This is a genomic window from Gillisia limnaea DSM 15749, from assembly GCF_000243235.1.
GTDB classification, from domain to species: Bacteria; Bacteroidota; Bacteroidia; order Flavobacteriales; family Flavobacteriaceae; genus Gillisia; species Gillisia limnaea.
Genome location: NZ_JH594606.1, coordinates 2266050 through 2289827, shown reverse-complemented (window position 1 = coordinate 2289827; position 23778 = coordinate 2266050). Strand labels below are relative to the sequence as shown.

The 23778-nt window shown below is 37.8% G+C and carries 24 protein-coding genes; 14 read left to right on the top strand and 10 right to left on the bottom strand.

Annotated features, from left to right (window positions below):
- Positions 1 to 7: 7 nt before the first annotated feature.
- From GILLI_RS12045 to GILLI_RS12035, 3 genes are read right to left on the bottom strand one after another with little or no spacing between them, the layout of a single operon-like run.
- Complete coding sequence (locus GILLI_RS12045; RefSeq protein ID WP_245545630.1) at positions 8 to 508, bottom strand: DUF4296 domain-containing protein; 501 nt, start codon at positions 506 to 508, stop codon at positions 8 to 10.
- Positions 495 to 1841: a dihydroorotase gene (locus tag GILLI_RS12040; protein WP_006989389.1), complete on the bottom strand. Its 1347-nt coding sequence runs from the start codon at positions 1839 to 1841 to the stop codon at positions 495 to 497. The genes GILLI_RS12045 and GILLI_RS12040 overlap by 14 nt, the downstream gene beginning before the upstream one ends.
- Positions 1841 to 2572 (bottom strand): polyprenol monophosphomannose synthase, encoded by a 732-nt coding sequence (locus GILLI_RS12035; RefSeq protein WP_006989388.1) that lies wholly within the window; start codon positions 2570 to 2572, stop codon positions 1841 to 1843. The genes GILLI_RS12040 and GILLI_RS12035 overlap by 1 nt, the downstream gene beginning before the upstream one ends.
- 102 nt (positions 2573 to 2674) lie before the next feature.
- Between GILLI_RS12035 and GILLI_RS12030 the strand changes: the two genes are divergently transcribed.
- On the top strand, positions 2675 to 3334 hold the full coding sequence (locus GILLI_RS12030) for a DUF4271 domain-containing protein (protein ID WP_006989387.1): 660 nt from the start codon (positions 2675 to 2677) through the stop codon (positions 3332 to 3334).
- 23 nt (positions 3335 to 3357) lie between these two features.
- On the top strand, positions 3358 to 4104 hold the full coding sequence (locus GILLI_RS12025) for a uroporphyrinogen-III synthase (RefSeq protein WP_006989386.1): 747 nt from the start codon (positions 3358 to 3360) through the stop codon (positions 4102 to 4104).
- A gap of 80 nt (positions 4105 to 4184) precedes the next feature.
- Here the strand turns inward: GILLI_RS12025 and pckA are convergent, their stop codons facing one another.
- The gene (gene pckA, locus GILLI_RS12020) at positions 4185 to 5783 is read right to left on the bottom strand and encodes a phosphoenolpyruvate carboxykinase (ATP) (RefSeq protein WP_006989385.1); all 1599 of its coding nucleotides are present in this window, start codon (positions 5781 to 5783) and stop codon (positions 4185 to 4187) included.
- A gap of 78 nt (positions 5784 to 5861) precedes the next feature.
- The gene (locus GILLI_RS12015; protein ID WP_006989384.1) at positions 5862 to 6251 is read right to left on the bottom strand and encodes a DUF423 domain-containing protein; all 390 of its coding nucleotides are present in this window, start codon (positions 6249 to 6251) and stop codon (positions 5862 to 5864) included.
- Positions 6252 to 6329: 78 nt separating this feature from the next.
- Between GILLI_RS12015 and GILLI_RS12010 the strand changes: the two genes are divergently transcribed.
- The 4 genes from GILLI_RS12010 (at position 6330) to GILLI_RS11995 (ending at position 9292) form a co-directional block, all read left to right on the top strand.
- A complete protein-coding gene (locus tag GILLI_RS12010; RefSeq protein WP_006989383.1) occupies positions 6330 to 7703 on the top strand; it encodes a saccharopine dehydrogenase family protein in 1374 nt (457 codons plus the stop codon).
- A gap of 40 nt (positions 7704 to 7743) precedes the next feature.
- Positions 7744 to 8214 carry an Lrp/AsnC ligand binding domain-containing protein gene (locus GILLI_RS12005; RefSeq protein ID WP_006989382.1) on the top strand — a complete coding sequence of 157 codons (471 nt, stop codon included), beginning with the start codon at positions 7744 to 7746 and terminating at the stop codon, positions 8212 to 8214.
- A 135-nt stretch (positions 8215 to 8349) separates the two neighbouring features.
- Positions 8350 to 8565, top strand: coding sequence for a hypothetical protein (locus tag GILLI_RS12000; protein WP_245545629.1), 216 nt, complete (start codon positions 8350 to 8352; stop codon positions 8563 to 8565).
- A gap of 202 nt (positions 8566 to 8767) precedes the next feature.
- Entirely contained in the window at positions 8768 to 9292 is a 525-nt protein-coding gene (locus GILLI_RS11995; RefSeq protein ID WP_006989380.1) for a ferritin, read from the top strand.
- A 96-nt stretch (positions 9293 to 9388) separates the two neighbouring features.
- On the opposite strand, the gene GILLI_RS11990 is transcribed toward GILLI_RS11995, so the two are convergent.
- The gene (locus GILLI_RS11990; protein ID WP_006989379.1) at positions 9389 to 10075 is read right to left on the bottom strand and encodes a zinc metallopeptidase; all 687 of its coding nucleotides are present in this window, start codon (positions 10073 to 10075) and stop codon (positions 9389 to 9391) included.
- Between the two features lie 209 nt (positions 10076 to 10284).
- Here GILLI_RS11990 and pyrH point away from each other — a divergent pair, with 209 nt between their 5' ends.
- The 8 genes from pyrH (at position 10285) to GILLI_RS11950 (ending at position 21384) form a co-directional block, all read left to right on the top strand.
- Complete coding sequence (pyrH, locus tag GILLI_RS11985; RefSeq protein ID WP_006989378.1) at positions 10285 to 10992, top strand: UMP kinase; 708 nt, start codon at positions 10285 to 10287, stop codon at positions 10990 to 10992.
- Between the two features lie 42 nt (positions 10993 to 11034).
- Positions 11035 to 11589, top strand: coding sequence for a ribosome recycling factor (gene frr, locus GILLI_RS11980; protein WP_006989377.1), 555 nt, complete (start codon positions 11035 to 11037; stop codon positions 11587 to 11589).
- A gap of 125 nt (positions 11590 to 11714) precedes the next feature.
- The gene (locus GILLI_RS11975) at positions 11715 to 14180 is read left to right on the top strand and encodes a DUF5686 and carboxypeptidase-like regulatory domain-containing protein (RefSeq protein WP_006989376.1); all 2466 of its coding nucleotides are present in this window, start codon (positions 11715 to 11717) and stop codon (positions 14178 to 14180) included.
- A gap of 169 nt (positions 14181 to 14349) precedes the next feature.
- Positions 14350 to 16755, top strand: a complete 2406-nt coding sequence (locus GILLI_RS11970) for an efflux RND transporter permease subunit (RefSeq protein ID WP_006989375.1) — start codon at positions 14350 to 14352, stop codon at positions 16753 to 16755.
- Positions 16756 to 16907: 152 nt separating this feature from the next.
- Positions 16908 to 18350, top strand: a complete 1443-nt coding sequence (gene asnS / locus GILLI_RS11965) for an asparagine--tRNA ligase (RefSeq protein ID WP_006989374.1) — start codon at positions 16908 to 16910, stop codon at positions 18348 to 18350.
- 7 nt (positions 18351 to 18357) lie between these two features.
- Positions 18358 to 19215 (top strand): RluA family pseudouridine synthase, encoded by an 858-nt coding sequence (locus tag GILLI_RS11960; protein WP_006989373.1) that lies wholly within the window; start codon positions 18358 to 18360, stop codon positions 19213 to 19215.
- Between the two features lie 106 nt (positions 19216 to 19321).
- Positions 19322 to 20779 (top strand): RNA polymerase factor sigma-54, encoded by a 1458-nt coding sequence (gene rpoN / locus GILLI_RS11955; RefSeq protein WP_006989372.1) that lies wholly within the window; start codon positions 19322 to 19324, stop codon positions 20777 to 20779.
- Positions 20779 to 21384, top strand: coding sequence for a hypothetical protein (locus tag GILLI_RS11950; RefSeq protein WP_006989371.1), 606 nt, complete (start codon positions 20779 to 20781; stop codon positions 21382 to 21384). The genes rpoN and GILLI_RS11950 overlap by 1 nt, the downstream gene beginning before the upstream one ends.
- On the opposite strand, the gene GILLI_RS11945 is transcribed toward GILLI_RS11950, so the two are convergent.
- The 4 genes from GILLI_RS11945 to GILLI_RS11930 all read right to left on the bottom strand — a co-directional run bounded on the left by GILLI_RS11945 (position 21379) and on the right by GILLI_RS11930 (position 23773).
- Entirely contained in the window at positions 21379 to 22101 is a 723-nt protein-coding gene (locus GILLI_RS11945; protein WP_006989370.1) for a porin family protein, read from the bottom strand. The genes GILLI_RS11950 and GILLI_RS11945 overlap by 6 nt on opposite strands.
- Before the next feature lie 114 nt (positions 22102 to 22215).
- Positions 22216 to 22692 (bottom strand): ExbD/TolR family protein, encoded by a 477-nt coding sequence (locus GILLI_RS11940; RefSeq protein WP_006989369.1) that lies wholly within the window; start codon positions 22690 to 22692, stop codon positions 22216 to 22218.
- A gap of 31 nt (positions 22693 to 22723) precedes the next feature.
- Positions 22724 to 23332 carry an ExbD/TolR family protein gene (locus tag GILLI_RS11935; RefSeq protein ID WP_006989368.1) on the bottom strand — a complete coding sequence of 203 codons (609 nt, stop codon included), beginning with the start codon at positions 23330 to 23332 and terminating at the stop codon, positions 22724 to 22726.
- A gap of 3 nt (positions 23333 to 23335) precedes the next feature.
- Positions 23336 to 23773 (bottom strand): hypothetical protein, encoded by a 438-nt coding sequence (locus GILLI_RS11930; RefSeq protein WP_006989367.1) that lies wholly within the window; start codon positions 23771 to 23773, stop codon positions 23336 to 23338.
- Between the last annotated feature and the right edge of the window lie 5 nt (positions 23774 to 23778).

The following is a 23778-nucleotide window of genomic DNA, read 5'->3' as shown; positions in this document are numbered from 1 at the left end:
AATGAACCTAATTTTGCCATACCGGAAGACTCTCTGAAACCAGGCTGTCAATAAATGGTTTTTTAAATATTGGTCTAACGGACAGGGAATCATATTTATTTCGGGAAATAGAATCGGCAAGCTTTATAGAATCTTTAATTCGTGTTTCCTCTTTCTGAATCTTCTCCAAATCAACTTGCATTTTTTCAAGTTTCACCTTTACCCGCTGATAAATGCTCTCCAGCTTATCATAATTTTTTGCGTAATATTCATTGCTTTGTGCCAGCTGCAGGCTATCTATTCCATGTTTTTCGTAAAGATATTCATCTGGCTTTAAACCGGTTTCCTCAAGGATCCTCTTGTTAAAATTTTTGGCAGAGTTAAGCAGGGAAAGATCGGTTAGGACTTCTGTCATTTTCGCTTCAGAAATTAAATTTTCCGGTTCTTTTACCTTTTCCACATTTTGGCAGGAAACCAGGAACAGGGCAAAAATAAAGATCCGGTAAGGCTTCATGCTATTTTCGGTCAAAGGTTAATTGCTCTGCCACATTCGAAAATTGTGGAAACTTGAAATTGTTGTAAACCAAATGTCCATTGACGAAGGTATGCGTGATCCTGGACTTGAACGTAACCCCATCAAAAGGAGACCAACCACATTTGTAAACAATATTACTTGGTTGCACTGCCCAGGGAGAATTCAGGTCGATTAAAACAAGATCGGCTTTATAGCCTTCACGAATAAATCCGCGCTTTTCAATTTGATATAAAATCGCCGGATTATGGCACATTTTCTCTACAATTTTCTCCAGACTTATCTTTTCCTGATGATGTAACTGAAGCATTGCAGGAAGCGCGTGTTGCACCAGAGGACCACCACTTGGCGCCTTGGTATAAACATTTTTCTTTTCTTCTTTGGTGTGCGGGGCATGATCTGTTGCCACAACATCAATATGGTTGTCCAACAATCCCTGCAACAAAGCGTCCTGATCCTTTTTGGTTTTTATAGAAGGATTCCATTTTATGAAAGTTCCTTTTTTCTGATAATCGGAATCGTTAAACCAAAGGTGATGTACACAAACCTCTGCAGTGATTTTTTTATCTTTTAAAGGTTTCTTATTATCAAAAAGAGCGATTTCCTTTGCTGTTGAAAGATGAAAAACATGCAATCTTGCGCCTGTCTTTTTAGCCAGCGCCACCGCTTTAGAAGAAGAAATATAACAGGCTTCTTCACTTCTTATTTTGGAGTGTAATTCAACAGGAATATCATCTCCGTAACGCGCTATGCATTCCTCCAGGTTTTTTTTAATAGTTGCTTCATCTTCACAATGCACCGCAATCATTACAGGGGACTTGGTAAAGATCTCTTCCAGGACTTTTGGATCGTCTACCAGCATGTTTCCCGTAGAGGATCCCAAAAATAATTTAAGGGCTGCAGTGGTTTTGGGATCAATTTTTAAGATTTCCTCGAGATTATCATTCGTCCCACCAAACATAAAAGAATAATTGGCATAAGAGGATTTTTTAGCCATATCAAACTTTTCCTGCAACTTCTCCATGGTGGTGGTTTGCGGTAATGTATTTGGCATCTCTATATACGAAGTGATACCGCCGGCAACAGCTGCCCGGGATCCTGTTTCAATAGTTTCCTTATGAGTAAGTCCAGGTTCCCTAAAATGAACCTGATCATCTATCACCCCAGGTATCAAAAAATTTCCTTCTGCATCTATAATATTTACATCCGGTGATTTGGCACTAATACTGTCGGCTATTTCCGCAATAATGCCATTTTCAATGAATACATCACCTTCCCTGATTATTCCTTCGTTAACAATACGCGCATTCTTTATTAAAACCTTTTTCATCACTTAGTCATCTTATTAAAAAGACTTTTTAATTTCATATTAATTACCCCAAATATAGCTTCAGAAATTATTCCTCCACTCATTTTGGAAGTTCCCCTGGTTCTGTCGGTAAAAATCACAGGAATTTCCTTTATTTCAAATTTATGCTGATATGCTTTGAATTTCATCTCAATTTGAAAGGCGTACCCCACAAAATGTACTCTATCCAAATCGATTGTTTCCAGCACTTTTCTTTTATAGCAAACAAATCCAGCAGTGGTATCGTGAATATCCATTCCCGTTATCACCCTAACATATTTAGAAGCCAGCCAGGACAACAGTACCCGGCTCATTGGCCAATTTATAACATTTACTCCGGTAACATAGCGGGAGCCTATCGCCATATCTGCCCCCTTTTTGGCGCAGGTATTATATAACCTTATAAGATCGTTTGGACTATGAGAAAAATCGGCATCCATTTCAAAAATATACTCATAATCTCTTTTCAGGGACCATTTAAATCCGTGTATATAAGCCGTTCCCAATCCCAATTTTCCTTCCCGTTCTTCCAGAAATAAAGCTCCAAAATATTCAGACTGTAATTCCCTTACCATAGCGGCAGTGCTATCTGGTGAATTATCATCTACTACCAATATATGAAACTTGCGCTGTAAAGAAAAAATATTTCTTATTAAACGCTCGATGTTCTCAATTTCGTTATATGTTGGTATTATAATAATCCCATGAGACATGCCTTATTTTTTGCGCAAATGTAACTAATTTTGCGCTTAGCAACTTCAAATTTGCTTCCAACTTTTAACCGTAATAATGATACCTTTATAAAAATTTTATTTTTGGAAATAATTGAAAGATATAGCACTCCCAACGATTTAATGACGCTTGTTATTTTATTGGTATTATTATTACTTGTAATTGCAAAACAACTTTACCCATACAGGTTTGAAGATTTTATAGCCTTGTTCTCCTCCGGGAAATACATGGTGATCAAATCCAGGGAACACAAAACGCTTTTTGGTTTTAATGTCCTAATGTTGATCGTACACATGCTTATTGCATCCATATTTATATTTGTGCTTTACCGCGCATTTATAGATCCTGAAATACAGGAAACAGGTGTTTTATTTTTACGGATTTTCACAGCTTATAGTTTTTTGATCCTGCTCAAGGTTACAGTAGAAAAAATTATAGGGAACATTTTTGACCTTGATGAACCGATAGAAAACTATCTTTTTCAAAAACACAGCTATAGAAATTTTATCTCTTTAGGATTGTTCATTGTTTGCATATTCCTTGTTTATTCAGGCACTCCGAGCGACTGGGTGTTCTATTTAACCAGTGCTCTTTTAGCAGCCGCATTGGTTTTTAGTTATGTGAATATAATAAGTAAAAATCAGGGATTTATCACGTCTAATTTGTTCTATTTTATTTTGTACCTTTGCGCTCTTGAAATAGCTCCTTATATAATTTTATACAAGTTAATTATAAGGACCTAAGGGAATTAAAAAATCAGCCATCTATGAAAGTGAAAACAATTTTGATTTCTCAACCGGAGCCTAAGTTGGAAAATTCACCTTACTCCGAGCTCGAAGAAAAGCAAAAAGTAAAAATTGATTTCATTCCTTTTATCCATGTAGAAGGAGTTTCTTCTAAGGATATTCGTCAACAAAAAATCGATCTTTCCCATTATACTGCAATCATTTTAACCAGTAGAAATTCTGTAGATCATTATTTCAGAATTGCAGAAGAAATGCGCTACAAAGTGCCCGATACTTTAAAGTATTTTTGTTTAAGTGATGCAGTGGCATATTACCTTCAAAAATATGTGGTGTATAGAAAAAGAAAAATATATGTTGGAAAGCGTACTTTTTCTGAATTAGCGCCCTATATCAAAAAATACAAAAATGAAAAGTTCCTGTTGCCGTCTTCAGATATGCTGAAGCCCGATGTCCCTAAAACTTTAAACAAATTAGGTATAGATTGGAAGCAGGGCACCTTTTACAAGACCGTAGTTAGTGATCTTTCTCATTTAAGAGAAGTGTATTACGACGTTTTGGTGTTCTTTAGCCCCAGCGGAATAAAATCCCTGTTCGAGAATTTTCCCGATTTTGAGCAAAAAGATACCCGCATTGCGGTTTTTGGGAATACCACTGTTAAGGCTGCAAAGGAGCACGGACTGGTTGTAAACATACAGGCACCAACCCCGGAAACCCCTTCCATGACAATGGCACTTCAAAAATATATAAAGGAAGCAAATAAGAAGTAACATAGCTTCCTAAAATCAATATATCAAAAGGCCGGTAATTTTTAAAAATTACCGGCCTTTTGATATGTATGGAAATCTCTTTAATTTAAAGGTCCACCTTCTAAAATTTCCTGATTTGCATTCTCCTCATACTTTTTAAAGTTTGCTTTGAAGGAGTTAGCCAATTCTCTTGCTTTAGCATCATAAGCCACTTTATCCTTCCAGGTTTCTCTTGGATTTAGAATTTCATCCGGAACATTTTCACATTCTTGCGGCATCTGTAACCCAAAAACAGGATGTTGTGTAAAGGACACATTATCTAATGTTCCCTTTAGCGCTGCTTTTATCATAGCGCGGGTATATTTTAGTTTCATCCTGCTTCCTGTTCCATAAGCCCCACCGGTCCATCCGGTGTTCACCAACCAAACATTTACATTGGCATCCTTCATCTTTTTGCTTAACATCTCAGCATATTTGGTAGGATGTAACGGCATAAACGGTGCTCCAAAACAGGCAGAGAAATTTGGCTGAGGTTCATCTACTCCTGCCTCGGTACCCGCAACTTTTGCAGTATATCCACTTATAAAATGATATGCCGCCTGTCCGGGAGTTAGCTTGCTTATTGGTGGTAAAACTCCAAAAGCATCGGCTGTAAGGAAAAATATATTTTTTGGGTTTCTTCCAATGGAAGGAACGGCTATATTGCTTATATGCTCTATTGGATAACTTACCCTGGTATTAGGAGTGATAGATTTGTCCTCAAAATCCACATTGCCATCTTCATCAATAATTACATTTTCCAGGATTGCCCCCTTTTTGATAGCGTTGTAAATATCGGGCTCATTTTCTTTAGACAAGGAAATTACTTTTGCATAACAACCACCCTCAAAGTTGAAAATTGTATTTTCATTGGTCCATCCATGTTCGTCATCCCCTATCAATTTCCTTTCAGGATCTGCAGACAAAGTTGTCTTTCCAGTTCCGGATAATCCGAAGAAAATCGCAGTATCATCTTCCGGCCCTATATTCGCTGAACAGTGCATAGGAAGTGCATTTTTATGTACCGGAAGTATGAAGTTTAAGGCAGAAAATATTCCTTTTTTAATCTCTCCGGTATATCCGCTTCCACCTATTAATGCGATCTTTTTTGAAAAATTTAGAATTGAGAAATTTCCCTGGCGGGTTCCATCTATTTCAGGATCTGCATTGAATCCAGGAGCATTAAGTACGACCCAGTCTTCTCTAAAATCTTGAAGTTCGGATTCTTCAGGTCTTAAAAACATATTATAAGCGAAAAGATTCGACCAGGGATATTCATTGATCAACCGAATGTTCATCCTGTAATTCTCATCTGCACAAGCATAGGTATCCCTTACAAAGACTTCTTTTTGAGAAAGATACTCTGCCACCTTATCATATAAAGCATCAAATTTATCTGCATCAAAAGGAATATTTATATCGCCCCACCATACTTTATCTTTTGTTTCATCATCTTTTACAATAAAACGATCTTTGGGAGATCTGCCTGTAAATTCCCCGGTATTGACTGCTAATGCGCCAGAATTTACCTCAACCCCCTGATTTTTATCAATAGTGATTTGGTGAAGTTCTTCCGGAGAAAGCTGATAGTGAACTCTGTTGTTGTTTATTCCGTACTTTTTTAACGAAATCGTTTTCGTAATTTGATTGTTTGCCAACATAAAAATTTAAGTTGTGTGATTGTTTAGGCTTACAAAAGTAAATAATCTCAAATTGATAGCAGGCGAAAATCACCTATTTTATTTCTTTTTTAACTTTACAAAAGAGATTAAAAGCAGCGCCCAACAGCCTATTAACAAACTACCTCCCAAAGGAGTAATGAGGGCGATTGTAGTAAAGTCAAAGCCTGTTAGGGAATTTGTGGCGAGCAAATAGATAGATCCGGAAAACAATAGTATCCCTCCTAAAAGCAGTAAAAAAACCCAGTTTGAGAGTCTTTGACTCAAGGGTTTCATGGTCCCCAACAAAATAAACAGAAGGGAATGGTACATTTGAAATCTCACCCCGGTTTCAAAAGAATCCAAAGATGCTGGAGTAAGGACAGGTTTTAATCCATGAGTTGCAAAAGCGCCCATAATTACCGCGATTAATCCAAATAAAAATCCGGCAACATAAAATCTTCTACCCATTGTTTAGTTTTTTTAGTGTGAACATTTAAGTACATTCGTATTTCTTATGCCTACAAAACTAACTAAGAAATTTTTATTATGAGACATATATTAGTGATTGGTGCAGGTAAATCTACCGCTGCGCTAATAGCATATCTATTGAATAATTCGAAAAAGGAGAATTTATATATCACCATTGGAGATCTTGACCTGGAACAGGCGAAAAATCTCTGCGATCATAATGAACAATGCAAGGCACTTCAATTGGATATTTTTGACAGTATTAGCCGCCAATCTGCCATTAAAAAGGCCGATATCGTAATCTCTATGCTTCCGGCAAGATTCCATATAGAAGTTGCCCGGGATTGCGTAAAATTGAAAAAATCTCTGGTTACCGCTTCTTACGTAAGTAAAGAGATGCAGGCTTTGGATAAGGAGGTAAAAGAAAACGGACTTGTATTTATGAACGAAATAGGAGTTGATCCCGGGATTGATCATATGAGTGCGATGCAGGTGATAAACCGCATTAAAGATAAGGGAGGAAAGATGCTGATGTTTGAATCCTTTACCGGCGGACTTGTAGCTCCTGAAAGCGATACCAATCTCTGGAATTATAAATTTACCTGGAATCCGCGAAATGTTGTTGTTGCAGGACAGGGTGGTACTGCAGAGTTCCTTCAGGAAGGAAAATTTAAATATATTCCTTATCATCGGTTATTCCGAAGGACAGAATTTCTAAACATTGAGAACTACGGTAGGTTTGAAGGTTATGCCAACCGGAATTCGCTGGATTATAAAAGTATTTATGGTCTGGACGATATATTAACGCTTTACCGGGGAACCATTCGAAGAGTTGGTTTTAGCCATGCCTGGAATATGTTTGTTCAACTTGGAATGACAGATGACAGCTACCAACTTCATGATTCTGAAAATATGAGTTACCGGGATTTCGTGAATTCCTTTCTTCCTTATTCCCCAACCGATACTGTAGAGCTTAAACTTCGGCATAATTTAAAAATAGATCAGGATGACATTATGTGGGATAAACTGGAGGAACTTGATATTTTCAATGCCGATAAAAAAATAGGAATTCAAAATGCAACCCCGGCGCAGGCACTTCAAAAAATATTGTCCGATAAATGGACCCTGGCTAAGGATGACAAGGATATGATTGTTATGTATCACAAATTTGGATATGAACTTAACGGGGAAAAGAAACAGATAGACTCTACGATGGTACATATTGGAAAAGATCAAATCCAGACAGCAATGGCAAAAACAGTAGGCTTACCTGTGGGAATTGCAACGCTGGCAATTTTAAACAAAAAAATCACAACTCCGGGTGTACAAATCCCCATCACAAAGGAAGTCTATGAGCCCATCTTAAAAGAATTGGAATCTCATGGAATTGTTTTTAACGAAAAAGAGACCGAATATTTGGGCTATAATCCTTTTGGAGCGGTTGGAAATTAAATAAAGTAAAGTATCTTTTGTCCCTCCCAAATCAACCTGTATGAAAGTAACAGATGAAAAAGTAAGCATCGATGGTATTGACAAGATCATTTTAAATTTTTTGATGGAAGATGCGCGCAAGCCTATCCTGGAAATAGCAAGGGGCATTGGAATTAGTGGCGCAGCCATACATCAAAGGCTTAGGAAACTTGAAAAAGCCGGTTTAATTGAAGGTTCAAAACTTCAAATTAATCCCCGGGTTTTAGGCTATAAAACGCTAGCCTTTGTTGGAGTTTTCCTGGATAAAGCTGTTAGTAATCCACAAGCTGTAAAAAGGCTTCGTGAAATCCCGGAGGTACTAGAATGTCATTATACCACCGGAAACTGGTCTATCTTTTTAAAGATCCTTTGTAAGGACAATGAACATTTAATGAATGTGCTAAACAAAAATATACAGGCTATTGAAGGGGTTTCAAGGACCGAAACTTTTATTTCCCTAAATCAACAAATTCAAAGACAAATTAAGATTTAATATTTGGAATTATTCTAAATAAGATTTAATTTCGCTTTCGAAATGAGAATACTTGATCAATCCCGGTTTTTTAGTTCCTATCAATGTGACGGGAGTCGTTGCTTCTATATAGATTTTAATCACAAAACGGTTAAAATGAGTTTTTGCCAGCTGTTATCATTTCGGCAAAAGCTACTTAATATTGATCTTGATTCCCACTTTAACGGTGAGAATTCTCAGGGAATAGAAATCCTTATGCTTTGCAACAAAGAGCATCTTTTCATCTTCAATACTTTGGAGATCCTGGATCTCAAAAAACTTCTCAACAATACATTTACAGCACTGGAGATCAACTCAATGATCGCTTGTTAGGTGTAATTACTTCTTCGATCAATCCGCTTTAGACTGTTTCTAAATCTCTTCGGAATTTAGGGAATGCCCTAACTTTTACTTAACTTTATAAAAAATAATTTATGAAATGAGCATAACGGAAACTCGTTGCAAGCACCGATGAAGACATGCGAATTACCCCCGATAGCTCGGGGGACCAATAAAAAACAATAAATAGCTCCATATGAAAGATCTGGTAAGACAAAATTTAAGCATCCATGTAGAGATCATGGATCTTTTAAATAAACAAATAGAAAAAGAAGCTCATTCCTCTTCCGCCTACCTGGCAATGGCTTCCTGGTGCGATCACAATGCCCTGGACAACAGTGCTAAATTCTTTTATGATCAATCCCTTGAAGAGCGGGAACATATGATTAAAATTTTCCGGTTTATAAATGATAACGGAGGTACCGCTTATTCTCCGGAAGTTAGTAAAATCGCGCACGATTTTAATTCCCTGGAAGAGATTTTCGAAACGGCCCTGGAACAGGAAATAGCCATCACAAAATCCATTCATAACATTGTTTATAAATGCCGAAAAGTGCAGGATCTTGCTTCCGAACATTTTCTTCAATGGTTCGTGAACGAGCAAATGGAGGAAGAGCAAACGATGCGAAGAATCCTGGAATTATTTGATTTAATGGGAACTGAAGGATTAGGATTGAAGCTACTGGATGAGCGCATACCCGGTATAAAAGGAGGCGCCTAAAAACTAAAAATAGAGTGTAAAATTTATCGGAAATCCCTATATAAACAAAAAGAGCTGCCTTTTCTGGACAGCTCTTTTTGTTTAAAAAGTTGTTTATTAATCTCTTCCTAAATAAATACTAACAAAATATAACAGGGTTGCAAGAGATCCTACCGCAGCTACTACGTAAGTTCTGGCTGCCCATTTCAGGGAATCTTCAGCGGCTTCGTGCTCCTGCGGACTCAACATGTTTTCTGTTTCCAGCCAAACCAATGCTCTCTTGCTCGCATCGTACTCTACAGGTAGCGTGACAAAACTAAACAAAGTGCCTAATCCAAACAAGATGATACCTACCAGTAAAATAGTACTACCAATTGCTGTGGTTGCCATTAAAAGCAAACCTCCCAGAATTACCCATTGAGACATTTTAGAAGCAATACTTACCATAGGAACCAATTGGCTTCGCATAGTAAGCCAGCTGTAAGCGGTTGCATGTTGAATCGCGTGACCGCATTCGTGAGCGGCAACGGCGGCGGCGGCGGCATTTCGCTGCGTATATACAGATTCACTAAGGTTTACCGTTTTCTTTGCAGGATTATAATGATCGGTTAACATTCCAGGGGTGGAAATAACCTTTACATCATTAATCCCATTATCCCGTAACATTTTTTCAGCGATTTCCTTTCCGCTCATCCCGTTTTGAAGATGGACCTGGGAATACTTCTTAAACTTGCTCTTCAGCTTATTGCTTACATATAAACTCACGATAAATATGAGTCCGGCAATGATATAATATCCAAACATATTTTTTAATTTTTTGAAAATCAAATATAGCAAAAACCCGGCCATTATATAACCTGACAGTCTATTCAAAATCAGGTTAAATTCGTTTTTTTGGAGGAAATATGAAAGGGGTTTTTCAAAAAAACTTACCGCTTTTCGGAAACATCTGCCAGAGATTCTTTACAAATTAAGATATTACATATATTTGCACAACTTATTTTAATATCACTATGCAATACAAAAGAATTCTTTTAAAATTATCCGGGGAAGCCCTTATGGGAACCAGGCAATATGGTATTGATCCCGAAAGACTGGCAGAATATGCCCAGGAAATAAAAACGGTGATAGAAAAGGGTATTGAGGTTGCTATCGTTATTGGCGGAGGAAATATTTTTAGAGGCGTTGCCGGGGCAAGCAAAGGAATGGACAGGGTGCAGGCAGATAATATGGGAATGCTCGCCACGGTTATAAACGGTCTTGCTTTACAGAGCGCGCTTGAAAATGCTGAAGTTCAAACCCGGTTGCAAACAGCCATCGAAATAAATTCTGTAGCAGAACCCTTTATTCGCAGAAGAGCCATCAGGCATTTGGAAAAAGGACGTGTCGTGATCTTTGGAGGTGGTACCGGAAATCCATATTTCACTACAGATTCTGCTGCCGTTTTAAGAGCGATCGAAATAAAAGCAGACATTATTTTAAAGGGAACCCGTGTAGATGGAATTTATACGGCAGATCCCGAAAAAGATAAGCTTGCCACAAAATTTGATTTCATCACCTTTGAGGATGTATTAAAAAAAGGTCTAAAAGTAATGGATACCACTGCTTTTACATTAAGCCATGAAAATGAATTACCTATTATTGTATTCGATATGAATACGCCCGGAAACCTTTTAAAGGTGGTAACCGGAGAAAAAATAGGAACAAAAGTGAATTTATAAATCCAAAAACCTTACATTTTTTAAATTTTAAGTTTAATAAAAATGAGTGAAGAATTAGATTTTATTATAGAAAGTACCGAGGAGAATATGCAAAATGCTATCAGGCATTTGGAGAAACAACTTCTTAATATACGTGCCGGAAAGGCCAGCCCAGCTATGTTGGGTAGTGTAATGGTAGATTACTACGGAAGCATGACCCCATTAAACCAGGTTGCGAATGTGAACACACCCGATGCCCGAACTATTTCTATTCAACCTTTTGAAAGAGGAACGATCCCAAACATTGAAAAAGGGATTTTGGTAGCAAACCTTGGATTTAATCCCATGAATAATGGTGAAAGCGTTATTATAAGCGTTCCGCCTTTAACCGAAGAACGAAGAAAAGACCTGGCTAAACAGGCAAAAGCTGAGGCTGAAGAAGCTAAAATCGGGATTCGAAATGACCGGAAGTCTGCCAATAATGAAATAAAAAAACTTGAAATCTCTGAAGATCTGGCTAAAATTGGGGAGGAAACCATTCAGGAACTTACAGATAAATATGTCCGGAAAGTAGATTCAATCTTTGACAACAAGGAAAAAGAGATCATGACCGTTTAAAATTTAATCATCCTCTTCTTAAATTAAAAATACATCAGCTTCAAAATATTATTTAATAAAATATTATGAAGCTGATCTTTTTTAAACACTACTTTTCCCAAATAATTTGATGAACCAATAATCATATGCGCCTATTTCTGCTTTTATTGATTATTCTTTCCGCACCGACCATTTCTGCTCAAAAGATCATCACCGGAGTTGTGTTGAATTCAGAAACGCAGGAACCGCTCCCTTATGCCACTGTTCAACTTTCTCCTGAAAATGAAACTCTTACAAATATTGATGGGACTTTTCAGCTAAATACGCAAACACAGGACTCCACGTTTACTGTTTCTTATATTGGATTTTATTCGCAACAAATTTCGCTTTCTTCAGAAAAAGAAAATTATGAAATTCAACTCCTTCCCAGGGAAGAAATGCTAAATGAAGTGGTACTCTATTCAGGAAAAGATCCGGCGAATGAATTAATAAAAAAGGCAATTGAGAAGAAGTCCATTAATGATCCTGAAAGACGGCTGAAAAGCTATCAGTTTAAAAGTTATAATAAATTCATTATAGATAACCAGGATCGGGGTTTTAGGGTGGAAACAGATACTTCAAACCTTGATATAAAAACCATTATCAATCAGGGACGTTCCTACCTCTCTGAAAAGGTATCCACTCACCTTTATGAAGCACCCGGTTCTCAATTAGAAATAGTAGAAGGAATAAAAACGGCGGGGTTTAAAAAACCTGTTTATGATATTTTATCCTTAGATGTACAGGCTTTTTCGCTTTATAGAGAGGATTACGTAATTTTTAAAACAGATTATGCCGGACCGTTGAGTAAAAATGCACTAAAAAATTATAGCTATAAAGTCCTGGATACGGTAACTAATGAAAACAGACCGGCCTTTGTGATCTACTTTAAGCCAAAACGCGAAAAAACGGTTGCGGGTCTGGAAGGGATATTATATCTGGATACTGTTTCCTTTGCCATACAGAAAGCCAGGGCTCAATTATTAGGAGCTGTAGAATTGGAAATAAATCATTTTTATGACTTTTATGAAAATGAAAATATCTGGTTTCCTTCAAATCAATCGGTGACCCTGAAACCAGGCAAAGGCGGAAAAGACATTTCGGTATTTGGCGGAAGTATTTCTGTGGGTACCCTTCAGCGGCAAAAATCAATACTCAATGATTTTTTGTCAACCGGTGAAGTTGAGGAAAATTTATACCTCACTTCTAAAACGACCTATTACGACAGGAAGTTTAATTTGGAGTTAAATCTCAAAAAATCGCAACCCGCTATCTATGTACCAGAAGATGCATCCCGGAAATCTGTCAATTTTTGGGAAGGCAATCGCCAGGAACCTTTCACGCTTGAAGATGAGTTCACTGCTTTGCGGGTAGAAAGAATGATCCGGATGCGGGATATTGAGCGAAAGATCGAGGTTAAAAAAGCTATTTCAAATGGATATTACCCAATAGGGGCTATAGACTTTGATTTGGGGCAATTTGTAAATTACAACAAATATGAGGGTATAAGGCTTGGAATTGGAGGGAAGACCAACCCTAATTTCTCCACAAAATTCCGTTTGGAAGGTCATGTGGCGTACGGGTTTAAGGACAGGGAATTTAAATATGGCTTAGGAGCCGGAGCACTCTTAAATCAACGTACCGGTACCTGGTTTAATGCAAAATATAGCAAAGGAATACGGGAAATAGCCAGTCATAATTACATTCAGGGTATCAATGAATTCTCCATTCTTCGACCCCGTTTTGCCAATATAGATTACTTCTACAGGCATAAAACTTTTCAAACTTCGGTTGAACACAGACTTGCCCCGAATATTAACACGGAACTTATGGTTTCCACCAGCGATATTTCTCAAATAGAGGATTATGCGTTTTTGAATAATGGGAAAGTTTATAGAGATTTCACTATAAGCGAGGCTAAAATTGGTATTCTATGGAGACCTTTCAGCAAATTTGTAAACACTCCTGAAAGCCATGCAGTGGTCGCAAAAGGATATCCGCAGTTCACCGGACAAATATCTCAGAGTTTTGCCGACTTTTTAGGTGGGGATTTTAATTTCACCAAAATAGGTTTAAAAGCAGAATACCAAATAAATAGGATAAACCAATCCTCAACCAAATTCACCCTGGGAGGAAATCAAAGCTTTGGAGACATTCCGCTCACACAGGCTTTTCATGCTTCGCCCAACCAGCCCAACAGTCCGGATATTCCGGGGCGGTTTTCAGTCGCAGGTGGACTTGTTTTCGAAACTATGTTTTTCAACGAGTTTTTTAGTGAACGCCAGGTGGCACTTCATATGAGACATACATTTCGTCCTATTTCAATAACTGAAAAGATTCGGCCTGAATTTTCTATTATTTCCAGGCATGTTATTGGAGATTTTAAAAACATGGCGCCTCATCAAAATATTGAATTCAAATCCCTGAAGGAAGGTTTTTCTGAAGCAGGTTTGGAACTCAGCAAGATCTATGCAGGTTTTGGGCTAAGTGTAGCGTATAGATATGGAGCCTACCATTTACCCACCTTTAAGGAAAATTTCGCTTTTAAATTCACCTTTTCCCTTACACTGTAATAAGTTTCACAAGCCTGAATTTTGAACTTAACATCCGAAATTTTGTTGAGATCGCACCCAAACGGGACAGATGGTCATTTGGAAGGCAAAGCCATTGTTGGGAATAATCCTCTTACAGTCAATTATTATCCCTACATTTTATACCTTTGCAGGCGAATAAAAACCAGCAATGTCAAAAATTTTCAGTTTTGGATTTTGGAATTCCATAGCCCGTGTAATTCTTAGAAACAGGGTTATATTCATATTCATAATTATTTTAATAACTGCATTTTTAGCCACTCAATGGCAAAATATGCGCTTTTCACATACCGAAGCCAACTTACTGCCAGATGATCACGAAATAAACCAGATCTACAATGATTTTCTGGATAAATTCGGGGAAGAAGGCAATCTCATTGTAATTGCGGTTAAGGACTCTTCACTCTTCACACCCGAAAAATTTACCGCCTGGAACAATTTAACCCGGGATCTCGAAAATTTTAAGGCCGTTGAAAATGTTATCGCGATTGGTAATCTCAAAAAACTGGAAAAATTTGATGACCCGAGCAGGTTTGAGATGGTTCCTTTTATTCAGGATAAAGAATGGACTAGTGCCCAGGTTAAAGCTTATAAAGATGACCTGCTCAATAAATTGCCATTTTATAAAGGCCTGGTTTACAGCGAAAATTCTAAAACCATACAAACTGCTGTTTATTTAAAGGAAGAGATTGTAAATTCTATCGAGCGAAAGGATTTTGTTCTTGAGGAATTGCAACCCCTCATCGAACAATTTGAGGAAGATACAAACCTTGATGTATATGTATCGGGAATGCCTTATATAAGAACCCTTAATGCCAAAAACATCACAGATGAAATAGGCCTGTTTATAGGTGCAGCACTTTTGGTGACATCCCTGATCTTCTTCTTTTTCTTCCGATCTATAAGAGCAACGGTAATTGCGATGGTTACCGTGATGATTGGAGTTATGTGGGCTTTTGGAATAATTGGGCTGCTTCATTTTGAGATCACCGTGCTCACTGCATTAATCCCGCCCCTTATTATTGTGATTGGGATTCCCAATTGCATTTTCCTCATCAATAAATATCAGCAGGAAATAAAAATCCACGGAAATCAGGCAAAATCCTTGCAACGGGTCATCTCTAAAGTGGGAAATGCGACCATGCTCACCAATGTGACCACCGCATCCGGGTTTGCCGCTTTTATATTAACCGACAGCACCTTACTAAAGGAATTTGGAATCGTTGCCTCCATCAATATTATTGCCATCTTTCTTTTAAGCCTGGTAATTATCCCCATTATTTACAGCTATATGTCTGTACCAAAAGACAAACATTTAAAGCATTTAAATAAAAGATGGATTGGTGCATTTACAGCCTGGACAGAACGAATGGTGAGAAATCACCGAGTCACCATTTATATAATTTCGATCATACTTCTGGCAACAAGTATCATTGGGATTTATACTATTAAAATTTCCGGGAGCCTGCTGGAGGATATGCCACAGGATGCAGATTTTTTCCATGACATCCGGTTTTTTGAAGAAGAGTTTAACGGAGTAATGCCTCTGGAGATCTTAATTGACACCAAACAGGAAAAAGGAGCTTTAAAGCTAGCCACTCTAAAACGGATGGAATCCCTTGAAAACCTTATTGCTGAAGTTCCCGAGCTTTCCACTCCCCTCTCGGTAGTCCGCCTGGCAAAATACACCAAACAGGCCTATTACAATGGGAATCCTAAATATTTTCAGCTACCAACCTCACAGGAACAAAACTTTATCGCTCCTTATTTAAAAGGAATTTCCGGGGAAGGAGCTATTTTAAATTCTTACGTGGATTCCACCGGAAGATATGCCAGGATAACCACCTTCATGAAGGATATTGGCACTGAGAAAATGGAGCGTATCGAAGAGAACCTGAGGCCCCAGATAACGAAAATTTTCCCGGAAGAACGTTATACAGTAACCATGACCGGAAAGGCTTTGATCTTTCAAAAAGGAACAACCTACCTGGTAAAAAACCTGATAGTTTCACTATCACTTGCAATTTTACTTATTGCACTATTAATGGCCTGGATGTTTCGTTCTTTCAGAATGATCCTGGTTTCACTTATTCCCAATTTACTTCCCTTACTTGTAACTGCAGGAATGATGGGGTTCCTGGGAATACCTATAAAACCATCCACCATTCTGGTCTTCAGTATCGCGTTTGGGATTTCTGTAGATGATACAATCCATTTTCTTGCAAAATACCGGCAGGAATTAAAAGCCAATAACTGGAAAATAAAACGATCGGTTTATGCAGCATTAAAAGAAACAGGAGTAAGCATGTTTTATACTTCCATTGTCCTTTTCTTTGGATTTTCGGTATTTATGATTAGCAGTTTTGGAGGAACGGTAGCCCTTGGAGGTTTGGTTTCGGCAACCTTACTTTTTGCAATGTTGTCCAATTTAATACTCTTACCTTCACTCCTGCTTTCATTGGAAAAAAGCATCGCAAATAAGGAAACCTTAAAAGAACCGGCAATCCAGATTATCGCTGAAGAAGATGATATTTTAAACGAGCGAAAAAAACCTTAGGTTTGCCTTTTAAAACAGCCAATTTGAAGCTTTCCTATAAGAGTAATTCATAATTCCCAAGGGTGGGAATAAATTTCAATAAAATCAAAAATTGCTTCTTGCTAAGCTAACAAGGAAGATTTATCTTTGATTTTTTAAAAAATATAACCAAAATGATAAAATTAAAAATTGCTGAATTATTAAGCAGTGATCAATTTCTACAGGAAGTAGAAGTAAATGGATGGGTAAGAGCTTTTAGAAGTAACAGGTTTATAGCTGTTAATGACGGGTCCACCATCAACAATTTACAATGTGTTATAGATTTTGAAAATACCAAAGAAGAAACATTAAAACGCATTAATATTGGCGCTGCAATCAAGGTAGTTGGAACGTTAAAGGAAAGTGTTGGAAGCCAGCAAAGTGTTGAAGTAGAAGTAAAATCTATAGAAATCCTGGGAGATGCAAACCCGGAAGAAGTAAAACTTACTATTTTATCTCCAAAGCGACACAGTTTGGAAAAACTTCGGGAACAGGCCCATTTAAGAATTCGCACCAATACATTTGGAGCTGTAATGCGGGTTCGAAGCAAGCTCTCATTTGCGGTTCACAGTTACTTTCAGAAAAATAATTTTCACTACGTAAACACACCTATTATTACCGGAAGCGATGCTGAAGGCGCTGGTGAAATGTTTAAAGTGACTTCTTTCGATCTTAAAAATCCTCCTAAAAATGAGGATGGATCCATAGATTATAAAAAAGATTTCTTCGGAAAGGAGACCAATTTAACTGTATCCGGGCAATTGGAAGCAGAAACCTATGCCCTTGGGCTGGGACAGGTTTACACCTTTGGACCTACTTTTAGAGCTGAGAATTCAAACACCTCCAGGCATTTAGCCGAATTCTGGATGATCGAGCCGGAAGTAGCCTTTTGCGATCTTGACGGGAATATGGACCTTGCGGAAGATTTTATAAAATATGTGGTAAAATACGTTTTGGAACACTGCAAAGACGATCTTGAATTCCTGGATAAACGACACGAGGAAGAAGAGAAGTCTAAACCCCAGGTAGAACGCAGCGAAATGAGTTTGCTTAAAAAGCTGGAATTTGTAACCGAAAACAATTTCAAACGGGTAAGTTATACCGAAGCTATTGATATCCTTAAAAACTCCAAACCCAATAAGAAAAAGAAATTCCAGTATCCTATAGAAGATTGGGGAACCGATCTTCAAAGCGAACATGAACGGTTTTTGGTTGAAAAACACTTTAAATGCCCCGTCATACTTTTTGATTATCCTGCAAACATTAAGGCGTTTTATATGCGTCTTAATGAAGACGGAAAAACTGTGCGCGCTATGGATATTCTATTCCCGGGAATTGGAGAAATAGTAGGAGGCTCTCAAAGGGAGGAACGACTGGATGTTCTAAAAGAAAAAATGAAGGCACTGGATATTGACGAGGAAGAACTTTGGTGGTATCTGGATACCCGCAAATTTGGAACCTGCGTTCACAGTGGCTTCGGCCTTGGTTTTGAACGTCTTGTGCTTTTTGTTACAGGAATGACCAATATCCGGGATGTAATCCCTTTCCCCCGGACTCCTCAAAACGCAGAATTTTAAACTTCATTTGAAAATACTAGAAACGCATATCGTTCCTGCACTTGATGAAAAAATCAGGTTGCAGGAATATGCGGCTTCGGCTTTTAAATCTATTTCTACCAGAAGCGGGATTAAAAAAGCTATAAAACGAAAAGAAATTTTAATTGATGGTACGATTGGAAATACTTCAGATTGGGTACAGGAACATCAAAAATTAGAATTATTACAACAGGAAGTTCCTGTGAAAAAGGTCTTTCAGCTTGGTATGGAGGTGGTTTTTGAGGATGATTTTCTGGCAGTTGTAAAAAAACCTCCAGGATATCCTACCAGCGGGAATTACTTTAAAACCATTGAGAATGCTTTGCCATTCAATTTAAAGGTTTCCCGGGAACAAGATGCGCTCTCCTATCCATTACCTGTTCACAGACTGGATAATCCTACCGGTGGATTGCTTTTAATTGCAAAAACGCGCACTGCACAAACAATATTGAATCTGGCATTTGAACATACAGAGATCCATAAAACCTATTTAGCAGTAGTTCATGGAGAAGCTCCGGAAAGTTGCATTTTCGACTCGCATATGGACGGAAAAACAGCCATAACAAAAATTACAAGAATTGGGAATTTCAGCTTTAAAGACAAGCTTTATTCCATGCTTGAAGTTTCTCCGGAAACCGGGAGAACCCATCAAATAAGAATACATCTTTCAGGAAATGATCTTCCCATTGTAGGCGATATGGAATATGGATTAAAAATTCATCCTTTTCACAAAAAGGGATTATATCTTGCCGCAGTTGCGTTGGATTTTACACATCCAATCAGCCAGGAATCTATGTCCGTAAAAATAGATCCACCGCAAAAATTCAGGATTTTAGAGGACCTTTAAGGAATCTTAAATTTCTTAACAAAAATTTACCACCACCATTTTTGATGCCAAAGCTACATTCGCATTGTTTTTGCTTATTTTTGTAGAAAGAGTATAACAACCTATTATGCTAAAACAGCAATTAAATTTTAAATTATCACAAAAGCTCTCCCCTCAGCAAATACAGTTGATGAAGCTTATTCAATTGCCCACGCAAGCTTTTGAGCAGCGTATAAAAGAGGAATTGGAAGAGAATCCAGCTTTGGAAGATGGAAAAGAGGATTTGGAAAAAGAATTCGATGATGAGTTTTCCAATGATGAATATGATTCTGAAGGCAATGAAACCATTGAAGCCGAAATTGATGTAGACGATTACCTGAGCGATGATGAAATACCAGGTTACCGGCTGCAGGCCAATAATTACAGCGCAGATGACGAAGAAAAACATGTGCCCTATGCATCGGGAACTTCCTTCTCCCAATATTTAAAAACGCAATTAAGTACCTCCAGATTAAACGAAACCGAAAAAGAAATCGCTGAATTTTTGGTGGGAAGTGTAGATGAAAGTGGCTACATACGCAGAAGTATCCAGGATATCGTAGATGATCTTGCCTTTACTCAAAATGTGTATACCGATGAAGGAACTGTAGAAAAAGTATTGAAACAGGTTCAGCAACTGGATCCCGCCGGAGTAGGCGCCAGATCCCTGCAGGAATGCCTGTTGATACAACTTCACCGAAAAGAAAAAAATAAGGATGTCTCCCTTGCGATAGATCTCATGGAAAAGTCCTTTGATCACTTCAGCAAAAAACATTACTCTAAATTGCTTACCAAACACGATATCACCGAGGATGAATTGCGGGATGCCATTGATGTTATTGAACACCTTAATCCTAAACCCGGAGGAAGTTTTTCTGGCAACAACAGGATGACAGAACACGTAATTCCAGATTTTACCATAAAAATCGTAGACGGCGAATTGGAATTGACCCTTAACAGCAGGAATGCTCCAGAGATGCATATCTCGAACGATTACAATAATATGTTGAAGGGCTATAAAGAATCCCGTGAAAAAACCAAGGCACAAAAGGATGCAGTAATGTTTATAAAGCAAAAACTGGATTCGGCAAAATGGTTTATTGAAGCGATTAAACAGCGGCAGCAAACACTTATGGTAACCATGGGATCTATCATGAACTATCAAAAAGAATTTTTCCTTACCGGGGACGAACGGAACTTACGTCCAATGATCCTGAAAGATATTGCCGATGAAATAGGGATGGATGTTTCCACGGTTTCCAGAGTAGCCAACAGTAAATACGTAGACACCCCGTATGGCACAAAACTGATCAAGGAATTCTTTTCAGAATCTATGACAAACGACCAGGGTGAGGAAGTTTCTACCAGAGAGATCAAGAAGATTCTGGAAATGTCTATCGAAGAAGAAAACAAACGAAAACCGCTCACCGACGAAAAACTTGCCAAACTTTTAAAAGAAAAAGGCTATCCAATTGCACGCCGTACAGTTGCAAAATACAGGGAACAACTCGATATACCTGTAGCAAGAATGCGAAAAGAAATATAATGCGTGTTTTAGTAAAAAGTGCTTCCTACATTTTTCATCCTTTATGGATGCCTTTTGCCGGTAGTTTGTTTTATTTTTTGGTGACTCCCAGATTTTTTCCAGAGCCTCTTGTAAAGGCAAAACTCCTTGCAATAGCTATTACTACACTTTTTATTCCCATTGTTTTTTATTTCCTTCTGAAAAATTTGGGAAAAGCACAATCCCCCTTTTTAAGTGATGTGAATGAAAGACTCTGGCCGCTGTTTTTTTATATACTGCTTTTGGGATTGAACCTTTATCAAATCCTAAACGCCTATAACTATCCTGCGCTCTATTACTTTTTTGTAGGGATTCTGTTTTCTATTTTGACCAGTTATATACTTGCGTTGCTCAAACTGAAAATCAGTCTACATATGGTAGGTTTGGCGGGGATTTTCATGTTTGTTATCTCGCTGAGTATATTCTTCTCTCTAAACCTGGTTTTTAGTATAGTTTTTTTGATTATTGCTTTAGGATTAACGGCGACCTCACGACTTTATTTTAAAGCTCATACAGGGGCTGAAATTGTCCTTGGGTTTTTCGTAGGACTCCTGCCACAACTTATTGTGCTAAATTACTGGCTATAAGATGTAGAACATCAAACCCAATTTGAAAGTAGTTATACCCAACTGTCTATCATTAAGCTGAGCATCCTTGAAAAAGGGATTTAAGCTATAATATACGTGAAAATTAAAGGTGTTGTACCCAAAGGTAAATGTGGTGCCCAACCTAAAACGTTCAAACTCCGGTACATCTGTTTGGATTACCTGGTTATCCCCTTGCTTGAAATTTGATTTGAAATAATAGGCATAACCTAGTCTAAAGCCAGTGTAAACCCTCCAGAACTTATAAGATTCCGGGGTAGAGGTTCTCCATCTAAATTCAAGCGGAACTTCTACAAGTTGTGTAGAAAATCTATTGGTATCATAAACAATTTCCTGATTGTTGAGATTTCGAAAAATGGTTTGATTATTTTCATTTTCTCCTATGAACAGTTCCTGACCATATGAATTGAGCGACCAACCCAAACCTGCTCCAATAGAAATATTTCTTTGCTTATTGATAGGCATATCCCTTATAAAACCAAGATGCAGGCCCCCGGAAAAACCAGATTGGGAAACATCCTCAGGCAGATCTCCCATCAATTGAAAGGTTAATCCCAGGTAAAATTGATCCTCTCTATACAAGCTATCAATTACAGTCGGAATGGGACCTTGAACGGTAGGAATAGTGTCCGTATCGACCTGTGCCCAGGTAGGAATAAAGGTGAAAAGCATCAATACTCCTCGATACAGATTCTTCATTTGTCAGAAAATTATTAAAAAAAGGTATATTTTGGAATAGGTGAATATAAAAAAAACATCCCGAAATCCGGTGTATCCGGAAGGGATGTTTTAGAACAGTAATTTAAAGATAACTTAATTCTTACCTACCTCACCAATACGGGTGGTGTAGTTAATTTTTAATGCTTCTGCCTTTCTCAATTCTTGCTTAATATCAGAAACCAACCCCATATTCGTTTCAACATCAACTTTTAATGCAGTTGTTAAATAAGGGATCAACTCCTCTCGCTTGGATTCTCTTTCGGCATAAATAAACTTTTGCACATCACTAACATCTGCAAATTTATCATTTAACTGAATTCGAGCCTCGGTACCAAATTTCTGTTGGTATCTCGGGCTTGGCTTTCCGGCATAAATATACATTACCAAATCCTTTTTATCCAACTTTTCAACCTGGTCTGCAAAAGGTAATTGGTTTTGTATCATCAAGGTATTTTGACGCATTACCGTTGCCACCATAAAAAAGAAAAGCAACATAAAAACGATATCGGGCAGGGAAGCAGTATTTACTGCTGGCAATTCCCCACTTTTTTTCTTAGTGAATTTAGCCATAATATAATTGAATTTTTAGTTTTTAAAGCAACTAGTTTTTAGGCTCTGCTTCAGATAATTTTTGAGGGTACATAGCCTGTACAACGTCAATACGTTCCTTTAAGGTTTCTTTATCACCTCTAAAGGAAGGGTCATTATACCTACTTTCCATTTCCAGAAAATCCATTCCATAAAGTCGCTGTGCCTCCCGGTTTCTCAACTGGTTATACGCGGCAACCAACTCGTTTTGAACAGAGATATACGTCCTATATTCCGTCTTTCGATCATTTACCAAAGAGATGATTGCTTTTTCAGGATTATCTGAAGAACCCGGATCTCTTGGTCCCTGACAGTAATCACAAGCTTCTTCACCTATACCACCACCATTATCCAGAAATTCTACGGCAGCTTGCCTAAGATTTGGCAATTGCATCAATTCATCTTCTACCAGCAATTGGTTATCCCTGTTTACTATAACAGTAAAAATGTTTTTCTGTTTAATAATAGGCGGCTCGATATTCTCTTCAGGAATAGGGGGCAGCTTACGGCTAATCCCTCTATCGGTCTCGATTGTTGTGGTTACCAGAAAGAAAATTAAAAGCAAGAATGCGATATCGGCCATAGAACCGGCATTTACTTCTGGTGCTGCTCTTTTAGCCATAATTTATTTTATTAATTTTCTGATTCCCGAAAGAACCATTGCCCCAACTGCTACTATTGCCAGAATATAAAAAACATATAGACCTGCACTTACCCAATGGGATTTAGCAGCAGATAAAGTACCACCGTCTTTTAATTCAACGGGAGCACCATCTGTTAAGACATAAGCAATAACAATTACAAGGAGAAATGCTCCTACGGAAATAAGCGTGTTTTTAATATTCCCTCTAAACAATCCTTTTATTACAAAGAATGCTACTAAAACCAGTACAACTGCAAGTACCACGTAGGCTAACCAAATAAAAGGTGTTATGAGACTTTGCTGCTCTGAAGCTGAAGCTTCGATCACATCATCGCCCGCCATAATAATTCTACCCAAGAGGATAAGACCTATGACACCAATAACGAGTGCAAAATATTTTAAAATTTTATGAATTGTCATAGTTT

Coding starts and splice junctions, on each gene's coding strand:
- GILLI_RS12000 (WP_245545629.1), top strand. CDS start 8,350: ATGAGTTTTTGCCAGCTGTTATCATTTCGGCAAAAGCTACTTAATATT.
- frr (WP_006989377.1), top strand. CDS start 11,035: ATGAGTGAAGAATTAGATTTTATTATAGAAAGTACCGAGGAGAATATG.
- pckA (WP_006989385.1), bottom strand. CDS start 5,783: ATGTTGGCAAACAATCAAATTACGAAAACGATTTCGTTAAAAAAGTAC.
- pyrH (WP_006989378.1), top strand. CDS start 10,285: ATGCAATACAAAAGAATTCTTTTAAAATTATCCGGGGAAGCCCTTATG.
- GILLI_RS11995 (WP_006989380.1), top strand. CDS start 8,768: ATGAAAGATCTGGTAAGACAAAATTTAAGCATCCATGTAGAGATCATG.
- rpoN (WP_006989372.1), top strand. CDS start 19,322: ATGCTAAAACAGCAATTAAATTTTAAATTATCACAAAAGCTCTCCCCT.
- GILLI_RS11975 (WP_006989376.1), top strand. CDS start 11,715: ATGCGCCTATTTCTGCTTTTATTGATTATTCTTTCCGCACCGACCATT.
- GILLI_RS11940 (WP_006989369.1), bottom strand. CDS start 22,692: ATGGCTAAATTCACTAAGAAAAAAAGTGGGGAATTGCCAGCAGTAAAT.
- GILLI_RS11990 (WP_006989379.1), bottom strand. CDS start 10,075: ATGTTTGGATATTATATCATTGCCGGACTCATATTTATCGTGAGTTTA.
- GILLI_RS12040 (WP_006989389.1), bottom strand. CDS start 1,841: ATGAAAAAGGTTTTAATAAAGAATGCGCGTATTGTTAACGAAGGAATA.
- asnS (WP_006989374.1), top strand. CDS start 16,908: ATGATAAAATTAAAAATTGCTGAATTATTAAGCAGTGATCAATTTCTA.
- GILLI_RS11945 (WP_006989370.1), bottom strand. CDS start 22,101: ATGAAGAATCTGTATCGAGGAGTATTGATGCTTTTCACCTTTATTCCT.
- GILLI_RS12035 (WP_006989388.1), bottom strand. CDS start 2,572: ATGTCTCATGGGATTATTATAATACCAACATATAACGAAATTGAGAAC.
- GILLI_RS11970 (WP_006989375.1), top strand. CDS start 14,350: ATGTCAAAAATTTTCAGTTTTGGATTTTGGAATTCCATAGCCCGTGTA.
- GILLI_RS12015 (WP_006989384.1), bottom strand. CDS start 6,251: ATGGGTAGAAGATTTTATGTTGCCGGATTTTTATTTGGATTAATCGCG.
- GILLI_RS12005 (WP_006989382.1), top strand. CDS start 7,744: ATGAAAGTAACAGATGAAAAAGTAAGCATCGATGGTATTGACAAGATC.
- GILLI_RS11930 (WP_006989367.1), bottom strand. CDS start 23,773: ATGACAATTCATAAAATTTTAAAATATTTTGCACTCGTTATTGGTGTC.
- GILLI_RS11935 (WP_006989368.1), bottom strand. CDS start 23,332: ATGGCTAAAAGAGCAGCACCAGAAGTAAATGCCGGTTCTATGGCCGAT.
- GILLI_RS12010 (WP_006989383.1), top strand. CDS start 6,330: ATGAGACATATATTAGTGATTGGTGCAGGTAAATCTACCGCTGCGCTA.
- GILLI_RS11950 (WP_006989371.1), top strand. CDS start 20,779: ATGCGTGTTTTAGTAAAAAGTGCTTCCTACATTTTTCATCCTTTATGG.
- GILLI_RS12025 (WP_006989386.1), top strand. CDS start 3,358: ATGAAAGTGAAAACAATTTTGATTTCTCAACCGGAGCCTAAGTTGGAA.